The sequence below is a fragment of the Streptomyces sp. BoleA5 genome, assembly GCF_000373665.1.
In the GTDB taxonomy this organism is placed as follows: domain Bacteria; phylum Actinomycetota; class Actinomycetes; order Streptomycetales; family Streptomycetaceae; genus Actinacidiphila.
Map to the genome: position 1 here is coordinate 79,721 of NZ_KB892116.1, position 12,477 is coordinate 92,197.

A 12,477-nucleotide genomic window follows, 5' to 3' on the forward strand; every position below is an offset into this window, starting at 1 on the left:
ACCGGCCCCGTTCCGGGGCGGATCCCACCGGACGCCGACCCCTCACGGAGCGAAGCGATGACCCTACGTCCCGGCGACGAAGCCACCGTGGCCGTCCCCCAGCAGCGCGCCGCCGCGGCCGAACCGCAGGGCGACACCGCGCTGCCGGGCCACGCCGGACCGCCGGCGCCGCCCGCCCCGTCGCCCGGCGCCGACCCGCTGGAGCAGACGGATCCGTGGGCCGCCGCCGACGCCGCGGGCACGGAGGCACTGCTGCGCTGCTGGGTCCGCGAGACGGGGCTGCAGCCCGAGCCGGACGGCCGTACCCTGCGCGTGCCGCTCCCCGCGAGCGGCACCGAACTCCTCGTCCCGGTCCACCACCGGTCGGCCGTCGGCCACCACCGCTTCGGCGCCCTGCGGCCCGCCGCCGGAGGCACCCCGCTGGACGCCGTCACCCTCGCCGCGCTGCTCGCCCGGGAAGCCTCCGCGACCGGCCCGGACGGCCCCGGCCTCGTCGCGCGCGTCGCCGACTCCGTACGCCAGACCGCCGCGTTCCTCGCCGCCCGCCGCGCCCGCCCCGCCGCCCCCCACGGCACCGACCCCTTCCTCGACGCCGAGCAGGCCCTCGTCCTGGGCCACCCGCTGCACCCCGCGCCCAAGGGCCGGGAGGGGATCACCGAGGCCGAGGCCGCGGTGTACGCCCCGGAGCTGCGCGGGGCCTTCCCCCTGCACTGGCTGTCCGTGCACCGCTCGCTCCTGGCCACCGACTCGGCCTGGACCGAACGGGGCCGCCCCCTCCCCGCCGAGCAGCTGCTGGCGGCCCTCGCCGGACCGGAACTCGTCCGGCGGCTCCCCGCGGGCACCGTGCCGCTCCCGCTCCACCCCTGGCAGGCCCGCGAGGTCGCCCACCGCCCCGGGGTGCGGGCACTGCTGGAGGCCGGACTCCTCCACGACCTCGGCGCCGCCGGCGACCCCTGGCACCCCACGTCCTCGCTGCGCACCGTGTACCGGCCGGGCGCCCGCGCGATGCTCAAGCTCTCGCTGGCCCTGCGGATCACCAACTCCCGACGCGAGAACCTCCGCAAGGAGCTCCACCGCGGTGTCGAGGTGCACCGGCTGCTCCGGGCCGGCCTCGCCGCGCGCTGGCACGCCGCCCACCCCGGGTTCGACATCGTCCGCGACCCCGCCTGGCTGGCCGTCGGCACCACGGCGGGCGTCCCCGTGCCCGGCCTCGACGTCGTCCTGCGGCACAACCCCTTCGGCCCCCGCGACGAGGTGCGCTGCCTCGCCGGCCTCACCGCCCCCCGCCCGGCCCCGGACGGCGGCGGCGTCCTGCGGTCCCGGCTCGCCGAACTGCTGGCCCGGCTCGCCTCCCGTACCGGGCGACCGGTGGCGGCCGTCGCCACCGAGTGGTTCCTGCGCTACCTCGACGCCGTGGTCCGGCCCGTCCTGTGGCTCGACGGCCAGGCGGGTATCGCCCTGGAGGCCCACCAGCAGAACACCCTGGTCGTCCTCGACGCCGAGGGCTGGCCGTCCGGCGGCCGCTACCGCGACAACCAGGGCTACTACTTCCGCGAGTCCGCGCGCGCCGGCCTCACCGCCCTGCTGCCCGGGGCCGGCGAGAGCAGCGACACCTTCGTCGCCGACGCCGTCGCGGACGAGCGCTTCGCCTACTACCTCGGCGTCAACAACGTCCTCGGCCTCGTCGGCGCCCTCGGCTCCCAGCGCCTCGCCGACGAACGGGTGCTCCTCGCCGCCCTGCGCCGCTTCCTGGAACAGGCCGCGCGCGCCGGCCGCTCCGGCCTGCCCGCGCGCCTGCTGGCCGAACCCCTGCTGCGCTGCAAGGCCAATCTCCTCACACGGCTGCACGGGATCGACGAGCTGGTCGGCCCCGTCGACACCCAGTCCGTCTACGTCACCGTCCCCAACCCGCTGACCGCCTGACGAGAGGAGGCCGCGACCACCGTGGCGACCGCCGACCCCACCCGCGCCCCCGCCTCCCCGGCGGCGACCGCCGACCCCAGGGACCCCTGCGACGAGAACGCGGACGACACCCTCGACCTCGAACTGCCCCCCGAGGTCCGCGCCCTCTTCGACGAGGACGTCACCGCCGACGACCGCGCGGGCTCCGCGACCCCGCTCGACGACCTCCTCGACGGGGTCGCCGACTGGGGCCCGGTCGGCACCCCCGCGGGCACCTTCCAGCTCGTCCCCGTACGCCCCGAGCGCGACCTGTCCGTCATCGCCCGATGGATGAACGACCCGGCCGTCGCGGAGTTCTGGGAGCTCGCGGGCCGGCCCGAGGTCGCCGAGCGGCACCTGCGCGCCCAGCTCGACGGCGACGGGCGCAGCGTGCCCTGCGTCGGGGTCCTGGACGGGGTGCCCATGAGCTACTGGGAGGTCTACCGGGCCGACCTCGACCCGCTGGCCCGCCACTACCCGGCCCGCCCCCACGACACCGGGCTCCACCTGCTCATCGGGCCCGTCGCCGACCGGGCCCGCGGTCTCGGGGGCACCCTGCTGCGGGCCGTCGCCGACCACGTCCTGCGCCGCCGCCCCCGCTGCACCCGGGTGATCGCCGAGCCGGACCTGCGCAACACCCCGTCCGTGGCCGCCTTCCTCACCGCCGGATTCCGCTTCTCGGCGGAGGTCGAGCTGCCCGGCAAGCGGGCCGCGCTGCTGGTCCGCGACCGCGTGCTGCGCCACGTCCTGTGACCCGCCGGTCCCGCGGGGGGACCGGCGGACGGCCGGTGGTGGCGACCGCGCTGTCGGTGCCGCCCCGTAGGCTGGACGCCCTATGACACAGCCCTCGAAGCCCGCCCTCACCGACCTCCTCCACGCCGCCGTCACCGCGGTCGGCGGGGTGGAGCGGCCCGGCCAGGTCGCCATGGCCGAAGCCGTCGCCGAAGCCGTGGACAACGGCTCCCACCTGCTCGTCCAGGCCGGCACCGGCACCGGCAAGTCGCTCGGCTATCTGGTGCCCGCGCTGGCCCACGGCGAGCGTGTGGTGGTCGCCACCGCGACCCTGGCCCTGCAGCGCCAGCTCGTCGAGCGCGACCTGCCGCGCACCGTCGACGCGCTGCAGCCGCTGCTGCGCCGCGAACCGCAGTTCGCGATGCTCAAGGGCCGCTCCAACTACCTGTGCCTGCACCGGCTCCACGAGGGTGTGCCGCAGGACGAGGGCGACGGGCTCTTCGACCAGTTCGAGGCCGCCGCGCCGACCAGCAAGCTCGGCCAGGACCTGCTCCGGCTGCGCGACTGGTCGGACGAGACGGAGAACGGCGACCGCGACGACCTGACCCCCGGTGTCTCCGACCGCGCCTGGCAGCAGGTCTCGGTGACCTCCCGCGAGTGCCTGGGCGCATCGCGCTGCGCGTACGGCGCCGAGTGCTTCGCGGAGGCGGCGCGCGAGCGTGCCAAGCTCGCCGACGTCGTCGTCACCAATCACGCGCTGCTGGCCATCGACGCCCTCGAAGGCGCGCCCGTCCTGCCCTCCCACGAGGTGCTCGTCGTCGACGAGGCCCACGAACTGGTCTCCCGGGTCACCGGCGTCGCCACCGGCGAGCTCACCCCCGGCCGGGTCAACCGGACCGTGAAGCTCGCGGCGAAGCTGGTCAACGAGAAGGCCGCCGACGCCCTGATGAGCGCTTCGGAGGGCTTCGAGCGGCTCATGGAACTCGCCCTCCCCGGGCGTCTCGAGGAGCTGCCCGAGGACCTCCGCTACGCCCTGATGGCGCTGCGCGACGCCTGCCGTCAGGTCATCACCTCGCTCGGCGAGACCCGTGACCGATCCGTGCAGGACGAGGACGCGGTACGGAAGATGGCCCTCGCCGCCACGGAGAACGTCCACGAGGTCGCCGAGCGCATCGTCGAGGGCTCCGAGTACGACGTCGTCTGGTACGAGCGCCACGACCGCTTCGGCGCCTCGCTGCGGGTCGCCCCGCTCAGCGTCTCCGGGCTGCTGCGGGAGAAGCTGTTCACCGAGCGCTCCGTCGTCCTGACCTCCGCCACGCTCCGGCTGGGCGCCGACTTCAACGGGGTCGCGGCCTCGCTCGGGCTGGCCCCGGAGGGCACCGTGGCCGCCGAGGGGGAGGAGGATCCGCCGGAGTGGAAGGGTCTCGACGTCGGCTCGCCCTTCGACTACCCCAAGCAGGGCATCCTCTACGTCGCCCGCCATCTGTCCCAGCCCGGCCGGGACAGCGGCCGCGAGGACATGCTGGACGAGCTCGCCGAGCTGATCGAGGCCGCGGGCGGCCGCACACTCGGGCTGTTCTCGTCCATGCGCGCGGCCCAGGCCGCCGCCGAGGCGCTGCGCGGACGTATCGACCACCCGATCCTGCTGCAGGGCGAGGAGACCCTGGGCGAGCTGATCCGCCGCTTCGCCTCGGATGCCCGCACCTGCCTGTTCGGCACCCTCTCGCTGTGGCAGGGGGTGGATGTGCCCGGGCCGAACTGCCAGTTGGTGGTCATGGACCGGATCCCGTTCCCCCGCCCCGACGACCCGCTGATGAGCGCACGCCAGAAGGCGGTCGAGGAGAAGGGCGGTAACGGCTTCATGGCGGTCGCCGCCACGCACGCGGCCCTGCTGATGGCCCAGGGCGCCGGCCGGCTGGTGCGCGCCTCCGGGGACCGCGGGGTCGTCGCCGTGCTCGACCCCCGGCTGGTCACGGCACGCTACGGCAGCTTCATCAAGGCCTCGATGCCGGACTTCTGGCAGACGACCGACCGCAACCAGGTCCGCCGCTCACTGGCGGCCATCGACGCCGCCGCCCCGGCGGCCGAGTAAGGCCGCCGGGCACCCCGGCGGCACAGCGGGAGCAGCCCCCGGCACACAACGGGGCCCCGGAACCGGCGCAGAGGTTCCGGGGCCCGGTCACGGGCGGGTCCTGGCTCAGACCCGGCGCAGCACCGCCACCACCTTGCCGAGGATGGTCGCCTCGTCCCCGGGAATGGGCTGGTACGCGGCGTTGTGGGGCATCAGCCACACATGCCCGTCCTCGCGCTTGAAGCGCTTGACCGTGGCCTCTCCCTCGATCATCGCGGCGACGATGTCGCCGTTCTCCGCGACCGGCTGACGGCGCACGGTCACCCAGTCGCCGTCGCAGATGGCGGCCTCGATCATCGAGTCGCCGACGACCTTCAGGACGAACAGCTCGCCGTCGCCCACCAGCTGGCGGGGGAGCGGGAACACGTCCTCGACGGACTCCTCGGCGAGGATCGGGCCGCCGGCGGCGATCCGGCCCACCAGCGGGACGTACGACGCGGACGGCTTCCCCGCGGTGTCCGTGGGCTGCGCCTGCGTGGAGTCGGAGGCGCGCACCTCGTACGCCCGGGGGCGATGGGGGTCGCGCCGGAGGAATCCCTTGCGCTCCAGGGCCATGAGCTGATGGGCGACCGACGAGGTGCTCGACAGCCCGACGGCCTGGCCGATCTCGCGCATGGACGGCGGGTATCCGCGCCGCTGGACGGAATCCCGGATCACCTCGATGACGCGCCTTTGGCGGTCGGTGAGTCCTGAGCTGTCCGCCCGGATTCCTGGAGGTCGTCCGGGTAGCGCTCGCGCGGGCTTTGGCGTCTCGTCGTTCATCGCTTCCATCGGGCGTACCCGGTCCTGGGGGCGGTCATGGGCGGTCAATGCGGCGCTGTCGGCGGTGGTGGTCACGGCGGCCCCTCTCGAGATGTTCTCCCTAGTAGGACAACGGTAGTTGCTTTCGAAAGGTTGCGCCAAACACACGTTCGAGTGAATTTGCATGGATCCACTGTCGCGATCAAGGTGTAGATGGTATTGATCGAATATGAATTCGAATTCGCTCCGCATTCGGGAGCCGAACGCCGTTTCCCCGGGCCGGTATTGCGCCGGCGCCCCCGTCCTTCCGCGCGGTCCCATGATGCGCGAGCCGTGACGATCCGTACACCCAGTGTGTCACCCGCGCCCCGGCTCTCCCGGTAAGCGCCGCGTCGCGTAGGCTCCCGTCCCGTCGGCGGGCCGCGACACGCGGTTCGTGCGATGGGCGCATGTGGCCACCACGCCACCAGATCTAGTGGTTGGATGGTGTGCAGCCCCCACAAGTAGTGGTCCCCGGGTCATCAAGCCCTTCCGGATCGCCTATGCTTGTGGCTGCTTCGCGGGGCCGTCACCGGCCCCTCGGGCTCAGAAGTCGTGCGCTCACCGTGGGTGAGGGAGGGAGAGGGAGACGATGCACTGCCCCTTCTGCCGACACCCCGACAGTCGCGTCGTCGACAGCCGGACCACCGACGACGGCACCTCGATCCGCCGTCGCCGGCAGTGCCCCGACTGCGGCCGCCGCTTCACCACCGTGGAGACGGCCTCGCTGATGGTGATCAAGCGCAGCGGGGTCACCGAACCCTTCAGCCGCAACAAGGTCATCGCCGGGGTCCGCAAGGCCTGCCAGGGCCGGCCCGTCACCGAGGACGCCCTCGCCCAGCTCGGGCAGCGCGTCGAGGAGGCGGTACGTGCCACGGGCAGCGCCGAGCTGTCGACCCACGACGTCGGACTGGCCATACTCGGCCCGCTGAAGGACCTGGATCTGGTCGCCTATCTGCGGTTCGCCTCGGTCTACCGGGCCTTCGACTCGCTCGAGGACTTCGAGGCGGCGATCGCCGAGCTGCGCGACCAGGGGCCGCCGGGCGACACCGGAGGGCGGGACCGGGACGGAGCCGTCCCCACCGCCACCGTCGCCGCGCCATAGCGGCGCGCACCGGCACCGGACTTGCCGGGCACCTGGGGGTGCACCGGCCGTGAGAGACACAGACGCGGGAAGACCGCGGCGCTTCAGGGCGTTTTACCTGTAATGCCTGTAATGGGAGGCGGCACATGACAGAGACGACGAGCGGCCCGGCACGGGGTTCCCGAGCCAAGGCCGGCAAGGCGGCCGCGGCGGCTCCCGCCGCCAAGGGCCTGCGCATCGAGCGCATCCACACCACCCCGGGGACGCACCCCTACGACGAGGTGGTCTGGGAACGCCGTGACGTCGTCATGACCAACTGGCGCGACGGCTCGATCAACTTCGAGCAGCGCGGCGTGGAGTTCCCCGACTCCTGGTCGGTGAACGCGGTCAACATCGTCACCAGCAAGTACTTCCGCGGCGCCGTCGGTTCCCCGCAGCGTGAGAGCAGCCTCCGCCAGCTGATCGACCGCGTGGTCACGACGTACCGCAAGGCCGGCGAGGACCACGACTACTTCGCGTCGCCCGCCGACGCGGAGATCTTCGAGCACGAGCTCACCTGGGCCCTGCTCCACCAGGTCTTCAGCTTCAACTCCCCGGTCTGGTTCAACGTCGGCACCGCCCAGCCGCAGCAGGTCTCGGCGTGCTTCATCCTCTCGGTCGACGACTCCATGGAGTCCATCCTCGACTGGTACAAGGAAGAGGGGATGATCTTCAAGGGCGGCTCCGGCGCCGGCCTGAACCTCTCCCGCATCCGCTCCTCCAAGGAACTGCTCTCCTCCGGCGGCAACGCCTCCGGTCCCGTCTCCTTCATGCGCGGCGCCGACGCCTCCGCCGGCACCATCAAGTCCGGTGGCGCCACCCGCCGGGCGGCCAAGATGGTCGTCCTGGACGTCGACCACCCGGACGTCGAGGCCTTCATCGAGACCAAGGTGAAGGAGGAGGAGAAGATCCGCGCCCTGCGCGACGCGGGCTTCGACATGGACCTGGGCGGCGACGACATCGCGTCCGTCCAGTACCAGAACGCCAACAACTCCGTCCGCGTGAACGAAGAGTTCATGAAGGCGTACGAGAACGGCGCCAAGTTCGGGCTGCGCGCCCGGATGACCGGCGAGGTCATCGAGGAGGTCGACGCCAGGGCCCTCTTCCGCAGGCTGGCCGAGGCCGCCTGGGCCTGCGCCGACCCCGGCATCCAGTACGACGACGTCATCAACCACTGGCACACCACGCCGGAGACCGGCCGCATCACCGCGTCCAACCCCTGCAGCGAGTACATGCACCTGGACAACTCGTCCTGCAACCTCGCCTCGCTGAACCTGATGAAGTTCCTCGACGACGACGGCAAGGGCAACCAGCGCTTCGACGCCGTGCGCTTCGCCAAGGTCGTCGAGCTCGTCATCACCGCGATGGACATCTCCATCTCCTTCGCGGACTTCCCGACCCAGAAGATCGGCGAGACCACCCGCGCGTTCCGCCAGCTCGGCGTCGGCTACGCCAACCTCGGCGCGCTGCTGATGGCGACCGGCCACGCCTACGACTCCGAGGGCGGCCGCGCGCTCGCCGGTGCCATCACCTCCCTGATGACCGGCACCTCCTACAAGCGTTCCGCGGAGCTCGCCGCGGTCGTCGGCCCGTACGACGGCTACGCCCGCAACGCCACGTCCCACAAGCGCGTCATGAAGCAGCACTCCGACGCCAACGCCGTCGCCACGCGGATGGACGACCTGGACACCCCGGTCTGGGCCGCGGCCACCGAGGCCTGGCAGGACGTCCTGCGCCTCGGCGAGAAGAACGGATTCCGCAACGCGCAGGCCTCCCTGCTGGCCCCGACCGGCACCATCGGCCTGATGATGGACTGCGACACCACCGGCATCGAGCCCGACCTCGCCCTGGTCAAGTTCAAGAAGCTGGTCGGCGGCGGCTCCATGCAGATCGTGAACAACACGGTCCCGCAGGCCCTGCACCGCCTCGGCTACCAGCAGGAGCAGATCGAGGCGATCGTCGCCCACATCTCCGAGCACGGCAGCGTGATCGACGCGCCCAGCCTGAAGCCCGAGCACTACGAGGTCTTCGACTGCGCCATGGGCGAGCGCTCCATCGCGCCGATGGGCCACGTCCGGATGATGGCCGCGACCCAGCCGTTCCTGTCCGGCGCCATCTCCAAGACGGTCAACATGCCGGAGTCGGCGAGCGTCGAGGAGATCGAGGAGATCTACTACGAGGGCTGGAAGCTCGGCCTGAAGGCGCTCGCGATCTACCGCGACAACTGCAAGGTCGGCCAGCCGCTCTCCGCCAAGAAGAAGGCGGACGAGAAGAAGGCCGAGCAGGCGCCGGCGACCGCCCCCGCCGCGGTCGAGAAGGTCGTCGAGTACCGCCCGGTCCGCCGCCGGCTCCCCAAGGGCCGTCCGGGGATCACCACCTCCTTCACGGTGGGCGGCGCCGAGGGCTACATGACCGCCAACTCCTACCCGGACGACGGTCTCGGCGAGGTCTTCCTGAAGATGTCCAAGCAGGGCTCGACCCTCGCGGGCATGATGGACGCCTTCTCCATCGCCGTCTCGGTGGGCCTGCAGTACGGCGTGCCGCTGGAGACCTACGTCTCGAAGTTCACCAACATGCGCTTCGAGCCGGCCGGCCTCACGGACGACCCGGACGTGCGGATGGCGCAGTCGATCGTCGACTACATCTTCCGCCGCCTGGCGCTGGACTTCCTGCCCTTCGAGACCCGCTCCGCCCTCGGCATCCACTCCGCCGAGGAGCGCCAGCGCCACCTCGACACGGGTTCCTACGAGCCCGCCGCCGAGGAGGTCGACGTCGAGGGTCTGGCGCAGTCCGCCCCGCGCCAGACCGAGGCGCCCAAGCCGGTCGCCGCCGCGCCCGAGGCCGAGCCTGTCGCGGTGACTCCGGCGCCGAAGACCGCCCACAACTCGACGGAGCTGCTGGAGATCCAGCTCGGCCTCAACGCCGACGCCCCGCTCTGCTTCTCCTGCGGCACGAAGATGCGCCGCGCGGGCAGCTGCTACCTGTGCGAGGGCTGCGGCTCCACCAGCGGCTGCAGCTGACGCCGGCGCCTGATCCGGCCGTCCCACGCGTGTCCCCCCGAGGCGCTCCGCCCCGGGGGGACACGCGTGTGTCGGGGACCGTACGGGCGCGGGGCCGGACAGCTCGGCCGCGCGGGTGCGGAATCCGGTGGCGCGGAAAGTGGCACGCGCTTTCTATCCGGGCCCGCGGGTACGCGAATAGGGTCGAGGCGACCGCTGTCGAATTCCCGTGACGGGGAGGCGTTTCCCCTCCTCCGGCGATCGGCGCAATCTTCCCCGTACGCCAAGGAGCACCCGTTGTCCCCCGACGCCATCGCCGGCACCGTCGCCTCGCTGATCCCGGCGGCGCGGAGCGAACTCGCCGAACTCGTCGCGTTCAGGTCGGTCGCGGACCCCGCCGTCGAGCCCCCCGAGGAATGCCGCAAGGCCGCCGCGTGGGTCGCCGGCGCCCTGCGGGACGAAGGGTTCGGAGACGTACGCGTCCTCGACATGCCCGACGGCCACCAGTCGGTGCTCGGTCACCTCGCGGGCCCGGCGGGGGCTCCCACGATCCTGCTGTACGCGCACTACGACGTGCAGCCGGCGCCGGACGAGCAGGCCTGGCGGACCCCGCCCTTCGAGCTGACCGAGCGCGACGGACGGTGGTACGGACGGGGCACCGCGGACTGCAAGGGCGCTGTGGTCATGCACCTCCTGGCCTTGCGCGCGCTGAAGGCGCACGGCGGCGTGCCGCTCAACGTCAAGGTGATCGTGGAGGGCTCCGAGGAGCAGGCGACGGGCGGTCTGGAGCGGTACGCGCGGGCCCACCCGGACGCGCTCGAAGCCGACGTGATCCTCATCGGCGACGCCGGGAACTTCCGTCTCGGGACGCCGACCGTCACCGCGTCGCTGCGCGGCATCACGATGCTCCGGATCACCGTCGAGACCCTCCGCGGCAACCTGCACTCAGGCCAGTTCGGCGGGGCCGCCCCCGACGCGCTCACCGCACTCGTCAAGATCCTGGGCTCACTGGTGGACGAGGACGGATCGCCCCGGGTCGACGGCCTGGCGGCCGACGGGGAGTGGCGCGGCCTGACCTACCCCGAGACCGACTTCCGCGTGGACGGCGGGGTGCTGGACGGGGTCGGCCTCGTCGGCACCGGCTCCGTCGCGGACCGGCTCTGGGCGCGGCCGTCGGTGAGCGTGATGGGCATCGACTGCCCTTCCGTCGTGGGGGCCACGCCCTCGGTCCACGCGAGCGCGCGGGCGGCGATCAGCCTGCGCATCCCCCCGGGCGTCGACGCCGCGCGGGCCACCGAGCTGCTGACCGCCCACATCGAGAAGCACACCCCGTGGGGCGCGCGGGTGTCGGTGGAGCAGGCCGCCCAGGGCGAGCCGTTCCTCGCCGACACCTCGAGCCCCGCCTACTCGGCCATGGCCGACGCCATGCGGACGGCCTACAGCGGCCGCGACATGGACATCGCGGGGCTCGGCGGCGGGATCCCGCTGTGCAACACCCTCGCCGCCCTCTACCCCCGGGCCGAGATCCTCCTGATCGGACTCTGCGAACCCGAGGCGCAGATCCACGCCGTGGACGAGAGTGTCTCCGTCGACGAACTGCGGCGCCTCGCCGTCGCCGAAGCCCATTTCATGCGCCTTTACGCAGGGAGAGGCGACCGCGGATAGCGGGCCGGAGTGGATCCTTGGAATTCGCGTGTCATTCCCGGAGGAACGCGAGGCCGTTCTTACCAGGCCTCGCCCATTGGAGCACCCGGTGCGCAGAGCCCTCCTGTCCGCCGCACTCGCCACGGCCGCTCTCGGCGTGTTCGCCGTGGCACAGCCGCGGGGGTCCGACGCCCACGGGACGCCGGTCGACGCCGGCCCCGCGGCCGGTCTGCGGGTCGGCGCGGTCTGCTCGTCGGACATCACCTACGCCACCGATGTCTCCTGCGGGCTGGGCGACTTCGGGGACGTGCGCTTCCGGTGCCCCGCGGGCGGCTCGGCCGCGCCGTGCCCGCGGACCCGCACCGTCACCGTGGAGAACACCGGCCCTACGCCCCTGCGGCTCGTCACCATCAGCGGCTCGGCGCCGGGCGAACGGCACGAGACCGTCTCCGGCCTCCTGCGCCCCGGTGCCCGCACGGACCTGGGCCCGGAGGCCGGCGACACCTACCTCTACGACATCGTCCTGCGTTTCGACTCCGGCCCCGCCGAGGCGCGGGTCGTCGCCCTGTCCTGAGGCCGGCCGGCTTGTGGGACCCGTCACCGGATGACCAAGGAGAATCGCGCGATGTCCGACCTCGGACGCCTGGTGGCCGGGAGGTACCGGCTGGTGGAGCGGATCGGCCGTGGTGGTATGGGCACGGTGTGGCGGGCCGAGGACGAGCTGCTGGGGCGTGCGGTGGCGGTGAAGCGGTTGCATCCGCCGCAGCCGCATCTGCAGGACGACGAGCTGGAGACGTTGTTCGAGCGGACGCGTCGGGAGGCGCGCAGCGCGGCGCGGATCAGTCATCCGAATGTGGTGGTCGTGCATGACGTGGTGGATGACGAGGGTCTGCCGGTCATCGTGATGGAGTATGTGCCGTCGACGACGCTGGGTGATCTGCTNAAGGAGCGGGGTCCGGTGGGGCCGGGGGAGGCGGCGCGGATCGGGCGGGCGATGGTGGCGGCGTTGCGGGCGGCGCATGGGGCGGGGGTGCTGCATCGGGATGTGAAGCCGGGCAATGTGCTGCTGGCGGAGTCGGGCCGGGTGGTGCTGACGGATTTCGGGATCGCGCAGGCGTCGGGGACGT

At 72.6% G+C, this 12,477-nt stretch carries 9 protein-coding genes; 8 read left to right on the plus strand and 1 reads right to left on the minus strand.

Annotated features, from left to right (window positions below; genetic code table 11):
* The first annotated feature begins 57 nt into the window (after positions 1-57).
* The 3 genes from B085_RS0127495 to B085_RS0127505 all read left to right on the plus strand — a co-directional run bounded on the left by B085_RS0127495 (position 58) and on the right by B085_RS0127505 (position 4,765).
* Complete coding sequence (locus tag B085_RS0127495; protein WP_018561829.1) at positions 58-1,923, plus strand: IucA/IucC family protein; 1,866 nt, start codon at positions 58-60, stop codon at positions 1,921-1,923.
* 21 nt (positions 1,924-1,944) lie between these two features.
* Positions 1,945-2,694: a GNAT family N-acetyltransferase gene (locus B085_RS0127500; protein ID WP_018561830.1), complete on the plus strand. Its 750-nt coding sequence runs from the start codon at positions 1,945-1,947 to the stop codon at positions 2,692-2,694.
* Between the two features lie 82 nt (positions 2,695-2,776).
* A complete protein-coding gene (locus B085_RS0127505) occupies positions 2,777-4,765 on the plus strand; it encodes an ATP-dependent DNA helicase (RefSeq protein ID WP_018561831.1) in 1,989 nt (662 codons plus the stop codon).
* Between the two features lie 105 nt (positions 4,766-4,870).
* Here the strand turns inward: B085_RS0127505 and lexA are convergent, their stop codons facing one another.
* Positions 4,871-5,641 (minus strand): transcriptional repressor LexA, encoded by a 771-nt coding sequence (gene lexA, locus B085_RS0127510; protein ID WP_026251503.1) that lies wholly within the window; start codon positions 5,639-5,641, stop codon positions 4,871-4,873.
* Positions 5,642-6,176: 535 nt separating this feature from the next.
* On the opposite strand from lexA, the gene nrdR reads away from it, so the two are divergent.
* The 5 genes from nrdR to B085_RS0127535 all read left to right on the plus strand — a co-directional run.
* Positions 6,177-6,689 carry a transcriptional regulator NrdR gene (gene nrdR, locus B085_RS0127515; RefSeq protein ID WP_018561833.1) on the plus strand — a complete coding sequence of 171 codons (513 nt, stop codon included), beginning with the start codon at positions 6,177-6,179 and terminating at the stop codon, positions 6,687-6,689.
* A gap of 125 nt (positions 6,690-6,814) precedes the next feature.
* Positions 6,815-9,727 (plus strand): vitamin B12-dependent ribonucleotide reductase, encoded by a 2,913-nt coding sequence (locus B085_RS0127520; protein ID WP_018561834.1) that lies wholly within the window; start codon positions 6,815-6,817, stop codon positions 9,725-9,727.
* Positions 9,728-10,003: 276 nt separating this feature from the next.
* Positions 10,004-11,371, plus strand: a complete 1,368-nt coding sequence (locus tag B085_RS0127525) for a dipeptidase (RefSeq protein ID WP_018561835.1) — start codon at positions 10,004-10,006, stop codon at positions 11,369-11,371.
* Between the two features lie 88 nt (positions 11,372-11,459).
* On the plus strand, positions 11,460-11,924 hold the full coding sequence (locus tag B085_RS0127530) for a hypothetical protein (RefSeq protein ID WP_106435050.1): 465 nt from the start codon (positions 11,460-11,462) through the stop codon (positions 11,922-11,924).
* A gap of 51 nt (positions 11,925-11,975) precedes the next feature.
* A partial coding sequence (locus B085_RS0127535) for a serine/threonine-protein kinase (protein ID WP_018561837.1) occupies positions 11,976-12,477 on the plus strand: 502 nt, incomplete at its 3' end.

What these genes read in the sequence shown, in the direction of transcription:
- B085_RS0127520 (WP_018561834.1), top strand. Translation starts at nt 6,815, where the DNA reads ATGACAGAGACGACGAGCGGCCCGGCACGGGGTTCCCGAGCCAAGGCC.
- B085_RS0127495 (WP_018561829.1), top strand. Translation starts at nt 58, where the DNA reads ATGACCCTACGTCCCGGCGACGAAGCCACCGTGGCCGTCCCCCAGCAG.
- B085_RS0127505 (WP_018561831.1), top strand. Translation starts at nt 2,777, where the DNA reads ATGACACAGCCCTCGAAGCCCGCCCTCACCGACCTCCTCCACGCCGCC.
- nrdR (WP_018561833.1), top strand. Translation starts at nt 6,177, where the DNA reads ATGCACTGCCCCTTCTGCCGACACCCCGACAGTCGCGTCGTCGACAGC.